Annotated in this window: 10 protein-coding genes and 1 pseudogene; 7 read left to right on the plus strand and 4 right to left on the minus strand. The window is 64.1% G+C overall.

Annotation, left to right across the window (positions count from 1 at the left end):
* Both EOA32_RS11265 and EOA32_RS11270 read left to right on the plus strand, forming a co-directional pair.
* Positions 1-486: pseudogene (locus tag EOA32_RS11265) on the plus strand (antitoxin Xre/MbcA/ParS toxin-binding domain-containing protein); the annotation flags it as partial.
* A 382-nt stretch (positions 487-868) separates the two neighbouring features.
* Complete coding sequence (locus tag EOA32_RS11270; RefSeq protein WP_095780197.1) at positions 869-2,041, plus strand: porin; 1,173 nt, start codon at positions 869-871, stop codon at positions 2,039-2,041.
* Positions 2,042-2,235: 194 nt separating this feature from the next.
* Here the strand turns inward: EOA32_RS11270 and EOA32_RS11275 are convergent, their stop codons facing one another.
* Positions 2,236-4,515: an NADP-dependent malic enzyme gene (locus EOA32_RS11275; RefSeq protein WP_128371778.1), complete on the minus strand. Its 2,280-nt coding sequence runs from the start codon at positions 4,513-4,515 to the stop codon at positions 2,236-2,238.
* A gap of 253 nt (positions 4,516-4,768) precedes the next feature.
* On the opposite strand from EOA32_RS11275, the gene mutS reads away from it, so the two are divergent.
* The gene (gene mutS / locus EOA32_RS11280) at positions 4,769-7,492 is read left to right on the plus strand and encodes a DNA mismatch repair protein MutS (protein ID WP_245499242.1); all 2,724 of its coding nucleotides are present in this window, start codon (positions 4,769-4,771) and stop codon (positions 7,490-7,492) included.
* 27 nt (positions 7,493-7,519) lie between these two features.
* Here the strand turns inward: mutS and EOA32_RS11285 are convergent, their stop codons facing one another.
* The 3 genes from EOA32_RS11285 to EOA32_RS11295 all read right to left on the minus strand — a co-directional run bounded on the left by EOA32_RS11285 (position 7,520) and on the right by EOA32_RS11295 (position 11,403).
* Positions 7,520-8,365, minus strand: a complete 846-nt coding sequence (locus EOA32_RS11285; RefSeq protein ID WP_128371780.1) for an aldo/keto reductase — start codon at positions 8,363-8,365, stop codon at positions 7,520-7,522.
* Positions 8,366-8,458: 93 nt separating this feature from the next.
* The gene (locus EOA32_RS11290) at positions 8,459-8,848 is read right to left on the minus strand and encodes a DUF305 domain-containing protein (RefSeq protein ID WP_095777061.1); all 390 of its coding nucleotides are present in this window, start codon (positions 8,846-8,848) and stop codon (positions 8,459-8,461) included.
* A 44-nt stretch (positions 8,849-8,892) separates the two neighbouring features.
* Positions 8,893-11,403, minus strand: a complete 2,511-nt coding sequence (locus tag EOA32_RS11295; protein ID WP_128371781.1) for a heavy metal translocating P-type ATPase — start codon at positions 11,401-11,403, stop codon at positions 8,893-8,895.
* A 193-nt stretch (positions 11,404-11,596) separates the two neighbouring features.
* On the opposite strand from EOA32_RS11295, the gene EOA32_RS11300 reads away from it, so the two are divergent.
* From EOA32_RS11300 to EOA32_RS11315, 4 genes are all read left to right on the plus strand, one after another.
* Complete coding sequence (locus tag EOA32_RS11300; protein ID WP_095831236.1) at positions 11,597-14,401, plus strand: [protein-PII] uridylyltransferase; 2,805 nt, start codon at positions 11,597-11,599, stop codon at positions 14,399-14,401.
* A 46-nt stretch (positions 14,402-14,447) separates the two neighbouring features.
* Entirely contained in the window at positions 14,448-16,055 is a 1,608-nt protein-coding gene (gene murJ / locus EOA32_RS11305) for a murein biosynthesis integral membrane protein MurJ (RefSeq protein ID WP_128371782.1), read from the plus strand.
* A 172-nt stretch (positions 16,056-16,227) separates the two neighbouring features.
* A complete protein-coding gene (trpS, locus tag EOA32_RS11310; protein ID WP_067003531.1) occupies positions 16,228-17,295 on the plus strand; it encodes a tryptophan--tRNA ligase in 1,068 nt (355 codons plus the stop codon).
* Positions 17,296-17,397: 102 nt separating this feature from the next.
* Complete coding sequence (locus EOA32_RS11315) at positions 17,398-17,889, plus strand: universal stress protein (protein ID WP_067003529.1); 492 nt, start codon at positions 17,398-17,400, stop codon at positions 17,887-17,889.
* Positions 17,890-17,989 lie beyond the last annotated feature (100 nt).

Here is a 17,989-nt window from a genome sequence, read left to right on the forward strand (position 1 = left end):
GGCTGACCTCAGCGTTTTTCCGTGCGATGGCGGAAAGAATCGCGCGCGCCGACCCGGCAGACGCCGACACCATGGACGAATGCCCGACGATCCGGCCTGCCAGGCCCGCCTCCCCGCCCTTGGCCGAGCGAGCCTCCGATCTCCAGTCGATGCTCATCGAAGACTGGGCCGGCGAAGTTGCGGGGTCGACCTACCTGGAGGAAAGATTCCACATCCCGCGCTCGACCCTGCATCGCTGGCAAAGGCGCTGTGAGCGTCGTCGCGCTGCGCAAAGGCGGCCGCAAGCATGTCTTCCCGCTCGCCCAGTTCGTCGACGGCAGGCCGGCCCCGGGTATAGGCGAGGTGTTGGCAGCCATCACCAATCCGAGGCTGGCTTGGTTCTGGCTGACCCGGCCTTCCCCCGAGCTCGATGGCCGCACCCCCATCGAAATGCTGCGCGAGGACATGATCGAGGATGTGGTTCGCGTCGCGCGCAACCTGTCCTGATCCCCCATTTTCACGGATGCTGGTCCACGTTTTTGTGCGCCGCTTCAAGAGTCATTAGGCGGTTATACATTTGTCATAAAACCGTAATAAACGGCACATATGGGATTTCAAAGTCAAAAATACCATCTCTAACGTATATATTGTGCAATATGTGCCATTCTTTCAAATATGTGACGTGATATTTGCGCAACAAGACTTCCATAAGAGTCCAAAAGGCGTTTTTCAGACACAATCTCTGTTGTTAACGACAGCCAATTAGGCCATGTCGAGGGCGAAGAAGCGGCGCCGGTGCGCGACTTTTTCAACGATGGGGACAGGGGCAGCGGAGCCTGTGGGGTCATACGCAAACCTGTCTTGAACCTTTGACTGGAGATTCAAGAAAATGAACATCAAGAGCCTTCTACTCGGCTCCGCTGCGGCCTTGGTCGCAGTTTCGGGCGCCCGCGCCGCCGACGCGGTCACCGTCGCCGAGCCGGAACCGGCCGAATACGTCAAGATCTGCGACGTCTACGGCGCGGGTTACTTCTATATCCCCGGCACCGAGACCTGCCTGCGCATCGGAGGCTACGTCCGCTACGACATCGGCGTCGGCGATGTCGGTTCCCTCGACGGTGTCAACCATGTGCCAGACCATCAGGACGCCGGCAGCACGCATTCGAGTTTCTATAAGAACACCCGCTTCACGCTGAAGACCTGGACCGGTCAGGAAACCGAACTCGGTACCCTCAAGACCTACACCGAGACCCGCTTCAATTACGGCAACAGCAACGGCGACTTTCTCAATCAGAACGCTTCAAATGCGGACGATTGGCAGGGCCGTAACAAAGCGCTCTCGCTGCGCTTCGCCTGGATCCAGCTCGGTGGTCTCCGCGTCGGTAAGGACGATACGGCTTTCGATACGTTCATCGGTTATGCCGGCGCCGTCATCCAGGATACGCTGGTCCCGTATGGCGGCCAGGAGAGCAACGTCGTTCAGTACTATTTCGATGCAGGCAACGGCTTCACTGGGTTGGTCTCGCTCGAAGAAGGCGCTGGCAGGGTCGGCACCATCGACAGCTATGTTCCGCATGTCGTCGGCGGCGTGAAGTACAAGGGCGACTGGGGTGCGGTCACCGGCGTCGTCGCCTATGACAGCAATTACGAGGAAGTCGCCGGCAAGGTTCGCTTGGACGTCAATGTCAGCAAGGAACTGACGTTGTTCGTCATGGGCGGCTACGGCACCGACGACAACCTCAATGACAATGCCGGCAACGCCATCGATGCCAGCGGTCGCGGCTTCTACAAGCAGTGGGGCGGCAACTGGGCAATCTGGGGCGGTGGCACCTACAAGTTCAACGACAAGACCGCGTTCAACGCCCAGATCTCGTATGACGAATGGAAGAACCTGGGTGTCGCCGCCAACGTTGCCTATACCGTCGTGCCCGGCTTCACGGTCACGGCCGAAGTCGATTACCTCAACGCTGGCAAATTCGGCGACGCCGACTTCAACAATTGGACCAAGGCCAACAAAAAGAGCAGCCTCGGCGGTATCCTCCGCTTCCAGCGCTCGTTCTGATCGGACCTCCCAACCTACTGAAAAGGCCCGCGGCGTCCGCCGCGGGCCTTTTTGCCTTCGGGTCGGCGAAGGTCCCGTGCAAATCGCGCCTTAAAGCGTGTCGCGCTGAAACGGATTCAGACGACGCGCTTCAAGTCCTTTGATTTGATGCATGTCGTTGTCCCAGAACCGAGCATACTGCTGGGCGACATGCATTAGTTCCCCGCCGTATAGGCCGCGATCGCCGCCATGTTGACGATGTCTGAGTCCTTGGCGTTGAGCGAGACGATCTGCACCGGCTTGTTCAGACCGACCAGCAGCGGGCCGATGACGGTCGAGCCGCCGAGTTCCTGCAGCATCTTGGTCGAGATCGAGGCCGAGTGGAAGGCGGGCATGACCAGCACATTGGCCGAACCGGTCAGCCTGATGAACGGGTACTGCGCCATGGCGCGCGGGTTCAGCGCCACGTCGGCAGCCATCTCGCCGTCATATTCGAAGTCGACGCGGCGCTTATCGAGGATGCGCACCGCTTCCTGCACGCGCTCGGAGCGCTCGCCCTGCGGATGACCGAAAGTGGAGTAGGCGAGCATCGCAATCCTCGGCTCGTAGCCCATGCGGCGGGCAAACCCGGCCGCCTCCTCGGCGATATCGGCGATCTGCTCGGCATTCGGCATGTCGTGCACCGCGGTGTCGGCAACCAGCACGGTGCGGCCCCTTGCCAGCACGATCGAGACGCCGATCACGCGGTGGCCTGGCTTGGCGTCGATGACGCGGCGCACGTCGTCGAGCGCGGTGGAATAGTTGCGGGTCACGCCGGTAACGATGCCGTCGGCGTCGCCCAGCGCCACCATGCAGGCGGCGAAATGGTTGCGGTCGTTGTTGATCAGGCGCTGACAGTCGCGGAACAGGTAGCCTTTGCGCTGCATACGTTCGTAGAGATAGTCGGTGTAGATCCCATTGCGGCGCGACAGCCTGGCATTGATGATCTCGAGGCCTTGTTTGTTGAGCTCGATGCCGGCGTTGCGGGCATTCTCCTTGATGACGTCGTCGCGGCCGAGCAGGATCGCCGTGCCCAGCCTCTGGTTCACGTAGGAGACGGCGGCGCGCATCACCTGCTCCTCCTCGCCTTCGGCGAAGACGATGCGCTTGGGCTGGCGGCGGACGCGGTCGTAGATGCGCTGCAAGGTCGAGGCGATCGGATCGCGGCGGGCGGAGAGCTCATGCGCGTAGCGGTCGAGATCGAGGATCGGCTTGCGGGCGACGCCGGACTCCATCGCGGCCTTGGCCACGGCAAGCGGGATCGCCGAGATCAGGCGCGGATCGAACGGCACCGGGATGATGTAGTTGGGGCCGAATTTCGGCCGGTTGCCCTGATAGGCGGCGGCGACGTCGTCGGGCACGTCCTGGCGCGCCAGCTCGGCCAGGGCGCGTGCGGCGGCGATCTTCATCTCGTCATTGATGGTGGTCGCCCTGACATCCAGCGCGCCGCGGAAGATGTAAGGGAAACCCAGCACATTGTTGACCTGGTTCGGGTAATCCGAGCGGCCGGTGGCCATGATGGCGTCGGTGCGAATCTCGCCCACTTCCTCGGGCGTGATCTCCGGATCCGGATTGGCCATGGCGAAGATGATCGGGTTCTTCGCCATCGACTGCACCATGGCGGGGGTCAGCGCGCCCTTGGCCGAGAGCCCTAGGAAAACGTCGCAGCCGTCAAGCGCTTCGGCGAGCGAGCGCGCCTCGGTCTTGACCGCATGCGCCGACTTCCACTGGTTCATGCCTTCGGTGCGGCCCTGGAAGACCACGCCCTTGGTGTCGCACAGGATGATATTCTCCGGCGAAAAGCCCATCGCCTTCATCAATTCGATACAGGCGATGCCCGCTGCGCCCGCGCCGTTGCAGACCATTTTCGTGGTCTTCATGTCGCGGCCGGTGATCTCCAGCGCGTTGATCAGCCCGGCGGCCGAGATGATGGCGGTGCCGTGCTGGTCGTCGTGAAAGACGGGGATGTCCATCAGCTCGCGGAGCCGCTGCTCGATGACGAAGCATTCCGGCGCCTTGATGTCCTCGAGATTGATGCCGCCGAAGGAAGGTCCGAGGAAGCGCACGCAGTTGATGAATTCGTCGGCGTCCTCGGTCGCCACTTCGAGGTCGATCGAATCGACATCGGCGAAGCGCTTGAACAGCACCGACTTGCCTTCCATGACCGGCTTCGAGGCCAGGGCGCCGAGATTGCCAAGACCGAGGATTGCGGTGCCGTTGGAGATGACGGCGACCATGTTGCCGCGCGTCGTGTAGTCGAAGGCGCGGCTTGGATCCTCCGCGATTGCGCGCACAGGAACGGCGACGCCCGGCGAGTAGGCGAGGCTCAGATCGCGTTGCGTCGCCATCGGCTTGGTGGCGACGATCTCCAGCTTGCCCGGCCGACCCATGGCGTGGAATTCGAGCGCCTCCTGCGCGCTGACGGAGGGCCCGCTGCTTTCGGTTTTCCTGGCCATGATGCTTTTGATTTCCTCGCCTGTGCGGCACCGCTTGGGACGGCTGCTTGCTTATAGTTCCCACCGATTAAGGCTACACGCGGCGACTGTAAACCGACAAGCCGGGCGAAGCTGCTTCAACGCAGAAGGCCGGCAATGCGGCGGACCGATTGACGGCGAGTTGGCAGCATGGCTCGCGCTTTCCCCTGCTTTTCGAGCCTCCGGCATTAAACCGCCCTGCCACATCTGCTAGCGTTCGGGCATGAACATGCACATGCCGACCGATACCGACGCCCAGGAAACGACGACGCCGGCGCCCACCATGGGCGGCGTCACGCCGATGATGGAGCAGTATATCGAGATCAAGGCGGCGAACCCGGATTCGCTTCTGTTCTACCGCATGGGCGATTTCTACGAGCTGTTCTTCGACGACGCCGAAAAGGCGAGCCAGGCGCTCGGCATCGTGCTCACGCGGCGCGGCAAGCACCAGGGCCACGACATCCCGATGTGCGGCGTGCCGGTGCATGCGGCGGACGATTATCTGCAGAAGCTGATCGCGCAGGGCTTCCGCGTTGCCGTGTGCGAGCAGATCGAGGACCCGGCGGAAGCCAAGAAGCGTGGCTCGAAATCGGTGGTGCGCCGCGACGTGGTGCGGCTGGTCACGCCGGGCACCATCACCGAGGACAAGCTGCTTGCACCCTCGGAGTCGAGCTTCCTGATGGCGCTGGGGCGAGTGAAGGGCGGCAATGCAGCCAGCCAAGGCAGTTTCGCGCTTGCCTGGATCGACATCTCGACGGGCGCGTTTCGGGTGGCTGAAACCTCGGCCGAACGGCTGCTTGCCGACATTTTCCGCGTCGATCCGCGCGAGCTGATCGTCGCCGAGCCGGTGTTCCATGACGCGGAGCTGCGGCCGGTCTTCGACGTGCTCGGCCGGGTCGCCAACCCGCAGCCGCCATCGCTGTTCGATTCGGCGTCGGCCACGGGTCGCATCGCCCGCTTCTTCGAGGTGGCGACCCCGGACAGTTTCGGCAGTTTCTCGCGTGCCGAGCTGTCGGCGATCTCGGGCGCCATCGCCTATGTCGAGAAGACGCAGAAGGCCGAACGGCCGCCGCTGTCGCGGCCCGAGCGCGAGGAGAACGGCTCGACGCTTTTCATCGACCCGGCGACGCGCGCCAATCTGGAACTCCTGCGCACGCTATCCGGCAGCCGCGAAGGCTCGCTGTTCAAGGCGATCGACCGAACCGTGACCGGGGGCGGGGCGAGACTGCTCGCCGACCGGCTGATGGCGCCGCTGACCGACCCGGCATTGATTTCCGCTAGGCTGGATTCGGTGTCGTTCTTTCGCGCCGAAGCGCGGCTTTGCCAGGGATTGCGAACGAACCTGAAAAGTGTCGCCGACATGCCGAGGGCGCTCTCCAGGCTGGCGCTCAACCGCGGCGGCCCGCGCGACCTTGGCGCGCTCAGCGCCGGCTTCGAGGCCGCGGGCGCGATCGCCGCACTGTTTGCGACGACGCCGCTCCCCGCCGAACTCGCCGCGGCGCTCGCGGCGATCCATGGCTTGCCCAAGGCGCTCGCCCGCCATCTCAGCGAGGCGCTCGACGACGAATTGCCGCTCATCAGGCGCGACGGCGGCTTCGTGCGATCAGGCTACAATGCCGAACTCGACGAGATGCGGGCGCTGCGCGATGAGTCGCGAAAGGTGATCGCCGGGCTGGAGCGCTCGTTGATCGAGGAGACCGGCATCCGCTCGCTGAAGATCCGGCACAACAACGTGCTCGGCTACTATATCGAGGTGACGGCCAACCATCATTCGATCATGACCGGCAGCGACGCTGCGAAGGCGCGCTTCATCCATCGCCAGACGATGGCCAACGCCATGCGCTTCACAACGACGGAACTGGCGGAGCTGGAATCGAAGATCGTCAATGCCGCCGATAAGGCGCTGGGCATCGAGCTTGCCACCTTCGACCGGCTGACGGCTGAAGTGGTGAGCGAGGCCGACAGCATCCGCGCCGGGGCCGAGGCACTTGCAGTCCTCGACGTATCGTCGGCCTTGGCGCTGCTGTCCGAAAGCGAGGGCTGGTGCCGGCCGGTCGTGGATTCCAGCCTCGCCTTCGAGATTGCCGGCGGCCGCCACCCGGTGGTCGAACAGGCGCTCAGGCGATCAGGCGAAGGCCCGTTCGTCGCCAATGACTGCGACCTCTCGCCCGAAAACGGGGCAAAGGCCGGCGCCATCTGGCTGCTCACCGGCCCGAACATGGGCGGCAAGTCGACCTTCCTGAGGCAGAACGCGCTGATCGCCATCCTTGCCCAGACCGGCTCCTTCGTGCCGGCCGAAAGCGCCCATATCGGTGTCGTCGACCGGCTGTTCTCGCGCGTCGGCGCCTCGGACGATCTCGCGCGCGGCCGCTCGACCTTCATGGTCGAGATGGTCGAGACCGCGGCGATCCTAAACCAGGCCGGAGAGCGGGCACTGGTCATCCTTGACGAGATCGGCCGCGGCACCGCGACCTTCGACGGTCTGTCGATCGCCTGGGCGGCGGTCGAATATCTGCATGAGAAGAACCGTTGTCGTGCGATCTTCGCCACGCATTTCCACGAGATGACGGCGCTGGCCGGCAAGCTTTCGCGGCTCTCCAACGTCACCATGCGGGTCAAGGAATGGGAGGGCGACGTCGTCTTCCTGCACGAGGTCGGCAAGGGTGCCGCCGACCGTTCTTACGGCGTGCAGGTGGCTCGGCTCGCCGGACTGCCGGAAGCGGTGGTGGCGCGCGCCAAGCAAGTGCTGCACCAGCTCGAGGAAGGCGAAGTTTCCGGCAAGACCAACCGGCTGGTCGACGACCTACCCCTGTTTTCGGTGGCGGTGAAGCGCGAAGCGCCGAAGCCGGCGAAGAACGACGTGCTGGGCGAAGCACTGGGGGCGATCAACCCCGACGAAATGACGCCGCGCGAGGCGCTGGAGGCGCTCTACAGGCTTAAGGGGCTGGCGGCGAAATAAGGCTTTCCAGCGTCATTGCGAGCGCGCCTAGATCATCTCCAACCCGCGCTTGCGCGTCGGCGGCGGAAAGGCGCGGTCAAGGTCGGCAAGGTCTTCCGCCGTCAAGACTAGGTCGAGCGCCGCAGCATTCTGGCGGACGTGCTCCTGCCGGCTGGCCTTCGGGATGGCGATGACGCCTTTTTGCGCCATTACCCAGGCAAGCGCGACCTGCGCCGCCGTGGCGTTGTGGCGGGCAGCAACGGCATCGAGCCTGGCGTTGCGCGCGAGCGCGCCCTGCTCGACCGGCGAATAGGCCATCAGCGCGATGCCGCGCTCAAGACTCCAGGGCGCGAGGTCGAATTCCGGACCGCGCCGAGAGAGATTGTAGAGGACTTGGTTGGTCTGGACGTTGGCGCCGGAGGGTAGGCCGACCAATTCCTCCATCTCGTCGGTATCGAAATTGCTGACGCCCCAATGGCGGATCTTGCCGGCCGCCTTCAAGGCCTCGAAGGCTTCGATCGTTTCCGACAGCGGCACGCTGCCCGGCCAGTGCAGCAGATAGAGGTCGATGCGGTCGGTGGCGAGCCGTTTCAGACTGTTCTCGCAGGCCCGCTTGACGCCGGCGCGCGAGGCGTTGGACGGCAGCACCTTGGAAACCAGAAAAGTCTCGTCGCGGCGCCCGGCGATGGCTTCCGCCACCACCTCCTCGGCGCCGCCGCCGGCATACATTTCCGCCGTATCGATAAGCGTGATGCCGAGATCCAGCCCAAGCCTTAGCGCCGCGACCTCATCGGCGCGGCGCCGGCCGTCCTCACCCATCTTCCACGTGCCTTGACCCAGCACCGGAACGGCTTCGCCTGACGGCAGGAAAGTGGTTCTGATTTTAGAAGACATGGCCTGCTCCGCGTGAGGCTGGATCGCAGCACAAGCATGGCCGAAAATCCAGGCCGAAGTCCTCGCCTTCGTCCGGATTTCCGGCGCGGGAAACTAGTTCACCGGATGCTTGGCAAGCCAATCCTGCATTTTTTTGATCTCGGCTTCCTGCGCCTTGACGACGTTCTCGGCGAGCTTGCGGATTTCCGGGTCCTTGCCGTTGGCGATCACCACCTTGGCCATGTCGATGGCTCCCTGGTGATGCGGGATCATGCCGCGGACGAAATCGACATCGGCATTGCCGGTGTAGTTGAGCATCATGTCCTTGTGCATCTTGTCCGTGGCCGCCTTGTAGCCAGCGGTTGCGGGGCTGTCCGCGCCCATGGCCATCCCGGACATGTCGTGCTTCATTTCGTCCGATTGCGCGGGCACGCTTTCGAGGAACACCGCGATCAGCATTCCCGCCGCCATCAGCAGCAGCACAATCTTCTTGGCCAAGGTCATCCAATATCTCCTGTTGAATGGAATGTCGTATTTGGGGGCGTCGCTCAGAGTTTCAACGTTCTCAGCCGCAGCGCGTTGCCGATCACCGAGACCGACGACAGGCTCATCGCCGCCGCTGCGATCATCGGCGACAGAAGCATACCGGTGAGCGGGTAGAGCACTCCGGCGGCGACCGGCACGCCGAGCACGTTGTAGAGGAAGGCGAAGAACAGGTTCTGGCGAATGTTGCGGATCGTCGCCTGGGCCAGTGTGCGGGCTCTGACGATGCCGTTGAGATCGCCCTTGACCAGCGTGATGCCGGCACTTTCGACCGCGACGTCCGCGCCGGTGCCCATGGCGATGCCGACATCGGCTCCGGCAAGCGCCGGCGCATCGTTGACGCCGTCGCCGGCCATGGCGATGCCGGCGCCCCTGGCGCGCAGTTCGTCGACAAGTGCCGCCTTCTGATCCGGCAGCAGCCCGGCGCGGACCTCGTCGATGCCGAGCCTGCCCGCGATCGCTTTTGCCGTGCGCTCGTTGTCGCCGGTCGCCATGATGATCCTCAAGCCCTTGTCGTGCAGCGCCTTGATCGCCTCGGCCGTGGTTGCCTTGACCGGATCGGCGACGGCAACCAGGCCGGCAAGCTTGCCGCCGACGGCAACGAACATCGCCGTCTTGCCTTCGGCCTGCAGCGCCTCCGCGCTGGCGGAAACGGGCGCGGTGTCGACGCCGAGGTCGGCCATCATCGCCGCATTGCCGAGCGCAACCTTCCTGCCGGACACGGTACCGGCAACGCCCTTGCCGGTTATCGCCTCGAAGTCCTCGGCACCTGCAAGCTTGGCGCCGCGTTCGGCGGCACCTTCGACGATCGCCTCGGCGAGCGGGTGTTCCGAGCCCTTTTCGAGCGTCGCGGCGAGCGCCAGCAATTCATTCTCCGCAATGCCTTCGGTGGCGACGACATCGGTCAGCCGCGGCCGGCCCTCGGTCAAGGTGCCGGTCTTGTCGACGAACAGTGTGTCGACGGAGGCGAAGCGCTCCAACGCCGCCGCTTCCTTGATCAGCACGCCGGCATGCGCGCCGCGGCCGGTCGCAGTCATGATCGACATCGGCGTGGCCAAGCCGAGCGCGCAGGGACAGGCGATGATCAGCACCGACACCGCCGACACGATGGCGAAGGCCAGGCTGGGCTCGGGGCCGAAGAGCGACCATACAATGAAGGCGATGATCGCCACCAGCACGACAGCCGGCACGAAGTAAAAGGAAACGCGATCTGCCAGCCCCTGGATCGGCGCGCGCGAGCGCTGCGCCTTGGCGACCATTTCGACGATGCGCGAAAGCGTGGTCTCGGCGCCGACCTTTTCGGCATGCATGATGAGGGAGCCGTTCTTGTTGAGCGTGCCGCCGGTGAGCGAATCGCCCTCCGACTTCTCGACCGGCAGCGGCTCGCCGGTGATCATCGATTCCTCGATGGCCGAGCGCCCCTCGAGCACGATGCCGTCGACCGGCACGGCGTCACCGGGACGGATACGGAGCCTGTCCCCGGTCTTGACGCTGTCGAGCGGCACGTCCTTCTCGGACCCGTCGGCGCCGATCAGGCGCGCCGTCTTTGGGGCAAGGTCGAGCAAGGCGCGAATGGCCGAGCCCGTGCGCTCGCGGGCGCGCAGTTCCAGCACCTGGCCGAGGAACACCAGCGCGACGATGACCGCGGCCGCCTCGAAATAAACCGGCACGCTGCCATCATGGCCGCGAAACTGGTGCGGGAAGACATCCGGGAACAGCGTCGCGACAAGGCTGAAGAGATAGGCAGCGCCGACGCCGAGCGAAATCAGCGTCCACATGTTGGGACTGCGGTTGAGCAGCGATGCCCAGCCACGATGGAAGAACGGGAACGCCGCCCACAGCACCACCGGGCTCGCCAGCGCCAGCTCTGCCCATGTCTTCGTGCGGCCGTCGACGAAGCTTTCGAAGCTGACGCCGAGCATCGGCGCCATTGCGATGATCAGAAGCGGCAGCGAAAGCACGGCGCTGACCCGGAAGCGGCGGGTGAAATCGACCAGCTCCGGATTCGGGCCTTCGTCGCCGGAGGGCACGCCCATCGGCTCCAGCGCCATGCCGCAGATCGGGCAGGAGCCGGGCCTGTCGCGGATGATCTCGGGATGCATCGGACAGGTGTATTGCGTGCCCTTAGGCATCGGCTGCGGCGCAGGCCGGCCGGCAAGGTACTTTGCCGGCTCGGCTTCGAACTCGTCCTTGCATCCGGCCGAACAGAAATAGAAACCCTGCCCCTCGTGTCGGACAAAATGCCTGGCGCTCGCGCGGTCGACATTCATGCCGCAGACGGGATCGGTGGCCGTCAGATATTTGTCCGGCTCGGCCTGGAACTTCGTGCGGCAGCGCTCGCTGCAGAAATGAAAGGTCCTGCCGCCATGCTCGGCCGCCGGCTTGCCGGCCGCGGAATCGACCGCCATGCCGCAGACGGGGTCGCGAATCACCGCTTCGGTCGCAGGCCGAGCATTCTTCCCCGAACAGCAGGATGCGCCGTGCGCATGATGATGGTTATGGTCGGAATGGGTCATCAGCAAATGCCTCGGAACTCTCGGATTGAGGCGGAGGTAGTCCTTCCAGTAACTGGAAGGTCAAGGGTCAGTTTCGATTTTTTAGTCTATAAAGTTGATCGGCTGAGCGTCGAACGCACCTTCCGCGTGATGGAATTCGGCCTGTCGCACGCCCCATACACAGCGCGAAGAAAACGCGCTATAGACGCCGCGAATGGCCAAGATCTCCCTCAAACTCGACGAAATCATCGATGGCGACGCTTTGCGCCGCGACATGACTGCGCTGACGGCGCCGAGCGCAGGCGACGGCTCCGGCAAGGCTGCCCGCACAGCGGTTCTCCAACTGCTCAAGGGCAAGCTCGCGGAAGGGCGAACGATCGCCGAGGCGATGCTGAAGCAGGATGGCGGCGGCCATGCCTGCGCCGAGCGGCTGTCGCATCTGATGGACGAGCTGATCCGGGCGCTTTACGACTTCGCGGCCACCCACGTCTACCAGGTCAAAAACCGATCCGCCGCCGAGCGCATGGCGGTGGTCGCGGTCGGCGGCTACGGCCGCGGCACGCTGGCGCCGGGCTCCGACATCGACCTGTTGTTCCTGCTCCCTTACAAGCAGACGCCGTGGGGCGAGCAGATCGTCGAATACATGCTCTACATGCTGTGGGACATGGGGCTGAAGGTCGGCCACGCCACCCGCAACATCGAAGAGTGTCTGAGGCTCTCGCGCACCGACATCACCATCCGCACCTCGATCCTGGAAGCGCGCTTCCTGTGGGGCGAACGCAAGCTCTATGACGAACTGCTTACCCGCTTCGACCACGAAGTGGTGCGCACCACCGGACCCGAATATGTGCAGGCCAAGCTCGCCGAACGCGACGAGCGCCACGCCAAGGCGGGCGAGAGCCGCTATCTCGTCGAGCCCAATGTCAAGGACGGCAAGGGCGGTCTGCGCGATCTGCAGACGCTGTTCTGGATCGGCAAATACTTCTATCGCGTGCGTACCGGCCAGGAACTGGTCGAGAAAGGCGTCTTCACCGAAGCCGAGTATCGCGAATTCCAGAAGGCCGAGGACTTCCTGTGGGCGGTGCGCTGCCATATGCATTTCCTCACCGGCAAGGCGGAAGAGCGGCTGCATTTCGACATCCAGCGCGAGATCGCCGAGCGGCTGGGCTATACGACGCATCCCGGGCTGTCGGCTGTCGAGCGCTTCATGAAGCACTACTTCCTGGTCGCCAAGGATGTCGGGGATCTCACCCGCATCTTCTGCGCCGCGCTCGAGGAAGAGCAGGCCAAGCATGTGCCCGGCTTCAACCGCATTTTTCTCACCTTCTCGCGGCGCAAGCGCAAGCTTGCCGGCACGTCCGACTTCATTGTCGACAACCACCGCATCAACATTGCCGACGACAGCGTGTTCGAACGCGATCCGGTCAACCTGCTTCGGCTGTTCTGGTTCGCCGACAAGCACGGGCTGGAGTTCCACCCCGACGCGCTGAAGCTGCTGACCCGGTCGCTCGGCCTGGCCAACAAGTCGCTCAGGCGCGACGAGGAGGCCAACCGGTTGTTCCTCGATATCCTGACCTCGGACCGCAATGCCGAGCTCAATCTCAGGCGCATGAACGAGGCGGGGCTGCTCGGCAAGCTGATCCCCGACTTCGGCAAGATCGTCGCCATGATGCAGTTCTCGATGTACCACCATTATACGGTGGACGAGCATCTCATCCGCTGCATTGGCGTGCTGGCCGAGATCGAGCGCGGCGACGGCGCCAAGGTGCATCCGCTGTCCCACTCGCTGATGCCGGGGCTGAAGAAGAGCCGCGAGGCGCTCTATGTCGCGGTGCTCCTGCACGACATCGCCAAGGGCCGGCCGGAGGACCATTCGGAGGCCGGCGCCAGGATCGCGCGACGCATCTGTCCGCATATGGGGCTGTCGGCCGCCGACACCGAGACCGTCGCCTGGCTGGTCGAAAACCATCTCGTGATGTCGATGACCGCGCAGACGCGCGACCTCAACGACCGCAAGACGATCGAGGATTTTGCCTCGATCGTACAATCGGTGGAGCGGCTGAAGCTGCTTCTTATCCTCACCGTCTGCGACATTCGGGGCGTCGGACCCGGCGTATGGAACGGCTGGAAAGGACAATTGCTGCGCACGCTCTATTTCGAGACCGAGCTGCTGTTGACCGGGGGCTTCTCCGAAGTGTCGCGGGCCGAGCGCACCGCCGCCGCGCGCGAGCGGCTGGCCGAGGCGCTTTCCGCATGGCCGGCTAAGGAGCGCAAGCGCTATGTCGCCCAGCACTACGAAAACTATCTGCTGACCGTCGACCTGCCCGACCAGTTGCGGCACGCCGAATTCGTCCGCGAGGCGGATGTGGCCGGCAGGAAGCTCGCCACCATGGTGAAGACGCATGAGTTCGAAGCGGTAACCGAGATCACCGTGCTGGCGCCGGACCATCCGCGCCTGCTGTCGGTGATCGCCGGCGCCTGTGCCGCGGCCGGCGGCAACATCGTCGATGCGCAGATCTTCACCACCTCTGACGGGCGGGCGCTGGACACCATTTTGATCTCCAGAGAATTCGACCGCGACGAGGACGAGCGGCGGCGGGCCGAACGCGTCGGCAAGCTGATCGAGGACGTGCTGTCCGGCAAGAGCTGGCTGCCCGAGATGATCGAGAAGCGCGCCAAGCCGAAGCGCGGCGCCAAGGCCTTCCGCATTCCGCCGCGCGCCGAGATCCGCAACACGCTGTCGAACCGTTTTTCCGTGATCGAAATCGAGGGGCTGGACCGGCCCGGCCTGCTCTCAGAGGTCACCGGCGCGCTGTCGGACCTATCGCTCGATATCGCCTCGGCCCACATCACCACCTTCGGCGAAAAGGTCATCGACACCTTCTATGTCACCGACCTTACCGGCCAGAAGATCGACAGCCCGACGCGCACGGCCACAATTCACAAGCGGCTGATCGACACACTCGAAGGCAACGCGCCCGAACGCAACGGCAAGGCCAAGGCGGCGGCCGCCGAGTGATCATCACCATCCATTTGACGCAATTCCGCAGGCAGTCATCCTCCGCATGAGCCTTGTCAAGAAATTCGCCACCGTCGCCTCCGGCACGCTGATGAGCCGCGCGCTGGGTTTCGGCCGCGAGATGCTGATGGCGGCGGCCCTCGGCACCGGGCCGGTCGCCGACGCCTTCAACGCCGCCTTCCAGTTTCCCAACACCTTCCGCCGGCTGTTCGCCGAAGGCGCCTTCAACGCCGCCTTCGTGCCGCTGTTCGCCAAGGAGATCGAAACGCACGGCACCGACGGCGCAAAGCGCTTCTCGGAGGAGGTGTTCGGCGTGCTGTTCTCGGCGCTGCTCGCGCTCACCATCGCCATGGAACTGGCAATGCCGCTGATCGTCCGCTACCTGGTGGCGCCGGGCTTTGCCGACATTCCGGGCAAGTTCGAGACGACCGTCCGGCTGGCGACGATCATGTTTCCCTATCTGATCTGCATGTCGCTCGGCGCCATGATGGCCGGCATGCTGAACTCGCTGCGCCGCTATTTCGCCGCAGCCATCGCCCCCGCTTTCCTCAACATCATCCTGATCAGCGTGCTCGCCTATGCCTGGTATCATGGGCTCGACGCGCATGATGTCGGCTTCGGCCTGTCCTGGGGCGTGCTGGCGGCGGGCATCGTGCAGCTCGCCATCGTCTGGGTAGCGGTGCGCCATGCCGGCATCTCGATCGGCTTCCGCCGACCCAAGATGACGCCGAACGTCAAGCGGCTCCTGATCCTGGCGCTGCCGGCCGCTATTACCGGTGGCATCACCCAAATCAACCAGCTGATCGGCACGGCGATTGCCTCCGGGCAGAACAGCGCCGTGTCATCGCTCGCCTATGCCGATCGCATCTACCAGCTGCCGCTCGGCGTCGTCGGCGTCGCGGTGGCGATCGTGCTGCTGCCGGAGCTGTCGCGGGCTTTGAAATCGGGCAATCTGATCGAGGCGGCCAATCTCCAGAACCGCTCGGTCGAGTTCACGCTGTTCATGACCTTGCCGGCGGCCGCGGCGCTTTGGGTGATGTCGGAGCCGATCGTGCGGCTGGTCTATGAGCGCGGCGCCTTCGCCGCCAACCATTCGACGCCGATCGTCGCCTCGATCCTGGCGATCTTCGGCCTCGGCCTGCCGGCCTTCGTGCTGATCAAGGCCTTCACGCCCGGCTATTTCGCGCGCGAGGACACGCGCACGCCGATGATCTTCGCCGCCATCTCCGTCGGCGTGAACGTCGCCACCGCGCTGAGCTTGTTTCCTTCGATGGGCGCGCCGGGCATCGCTGTCGCCTCGGCCGTCGCCGGCTGGGTCAACGCGGCTTTGCTGCTCGGCATGTTGATAAAGCGCGGCCACTGGGGTCGCGACATACCGCTCTTGAAGCGCATTCCCCGGCTGGTGCTGTCGGCTGTTGTGATGGCGGTCGCGCTCTATTTCGCCGAGCACTATTTCGCGGCAAGGCTCGGACCCGGCTCGCCGCTGGTGGTGAAGGCGACGACCCTGTTCGCGCTCGTCGGCGGGGGTGCGGCGCTCTACTTCATCACCGCTTTTGGCACAGGTGGCGCCGATTTCGGCATGATCCGTCGGAACGTGAAGCGCGGCACGGCGAAATCTGCGCCGCGGAAATCGAACACCGGCTTGGACGAATAACTCGAGCTGGCTTTCAGCAACAGCGGTCTTGATCCCGCATTCGCCTTCGTCCATAAGCCCGCCGTCGCAAGACTTTCGCCGCGCGCGGTTTCCAGCCGCATGATTGGCTCCAAAAAGTCTGCAACTTTTTGGAATCATGCGTATACGGCCCTCCACAAGCCATGAGGAAATCATGTCCGCCTTCAAGCCCCTCGTCTTCTCGGGCGTCCAGCCGACCGGCAATTTGCATCTCGGCAACTATCTCGGCGCCATCAAGAAATTCGTCGCCCTCCAGGAACAATCCGACTGCATCTATTGCGTCGTCGACCTGCATTCGCTGACGGCGCAGCTCGTGCACCAGGACCTTGGCGACCAGACGCGCTCGATCACCGCCGCCTTCCTGGCATCGGGCATCGACCCCAAGAAGCACATCGTCTTCAATCAGTCGCGGGTCATCCAGCACGCCGAGTTGGCCTGGATCTTCAACTGCGTGGCGCGCATCGGCTGGATGTACCGGATGACGCAGTTCAAGGACAAAGCCGGCAAGGACCGCGAGAACGCCTCGCTCGGCCTGCTCGCCTATCCGAGCCTGATGGCCGCCGACATCCTGCTCTACCGCGCCACCCATGTGCCCGTGGGCGAGGACCAGAAGCAGCATCTGGAATTGACCCGCGACATCGCGCAAAAATTCAACAACGACTTCTCGGAAAAGATCGCGGCGCTCGGCGTCGGCGTCGAGATGCAGGTCGGCGAAGAGACGGTGAATGGCTACTTCCCGATCACCGAACCGGTGATCGGCGGTCCTGCGGCGCGCATCATGAGCCTGCGCGATGGCTCGAAGAAGATGTCGAAGTCGGACCCGTCGGACCTGTCGCGCATCAACCTCACCGACGATGCCGACACAATCTCGAAGAAGATCCGCAAGGCCAAGACCGATCCGGAGGCCTTGCCGAGTGAAGTCGACGGGCTGGAAAGCCGGCCGGAAGCCGAAAACCTGGTCGGCATCTATGCCGGCCTCGCCGAAATTTCCAAAGCCGACGTGCTGAAGGAATATGGCGGCCAGCAGTTTTCCGTGTTCAAGCCGGCGCTGGCCGACCTTGCAGTCGAAAAGCTCGCGCCGATCGCCTCGGAGATGCGCCGCATCGAGGGCGACCGCGCCTATGTCGACGCCGTGCTCAAGGACGGCGGCGAGCGCGCCCGCGCGATCGCCGAAGGCACGATGAAGACGGTGCGCGACATCATCGGCCTGTTGCAGGACTGATCGGTCCTCGCTGGTTGACTGGGATCGCCATACCGGCCGGCGGCTTGCCGCCGGTCCGTGGCGGTGGCAGATTGCGGCCGAATTGATACCGAGCGGACAGACATGGTTTCCAAACGCCTCAGCCGTGAAGCCGGACATCGCCGCAAATTCCTGGCGATCATCGACGATACGCCGGAATGCGAGCGCGCGGTCGCCTACGCATCGACGCGCGCACAGAGCACCAGCGGCGTGCTGGTCCTGCTCTATGTGATCGAGCCGGACGATTTCCAGCATTGGCTGGGGGTTGAGAAGATCATGCGCGAGGAAGCCAACGCGACCGCGCGCGCGGCGCTCGACACCTATGCCAGCAAGGTGCGCCAGAAGGTCGGCATCGAGCCGGAACTGGTGGTGCGCGAAGGCAAGCCGACCGAGGAAATCCACAAGCTCATCGAGGAAGACCAGGACATCGCCATCCTGGTGCTGGCGGCCGGCGCCGGCAAGGAAGGTCCGGGGCCACTGGTGAGTGCGGTGGCCGGCCGGGGCGCCGCCTTCCCCATCCCGGTCACCGTGGTGCCGCAGAACCTCTCCGACGAGGAAATCGAGAGCCTGGCCTGAATTGGGAAGGCCCCTCCTGCCCGATTGGAACGTCGCCGATCCGCAGATACACATCGATGTTATCAACCAGCCCATAGCCCTTGGCCCGTGTCGGCGGCGC

It is taken from the genome of Mesorhizobium sp. M1A.F.Ca.ET.072.01.1.1, assembly GCF_004023325.1.
Lineage (GTDB): Bacteria > Pseudomonadota > Alphaproteobacteria > Rhizobiales > Rhizobiaceae > Mesorhizobium.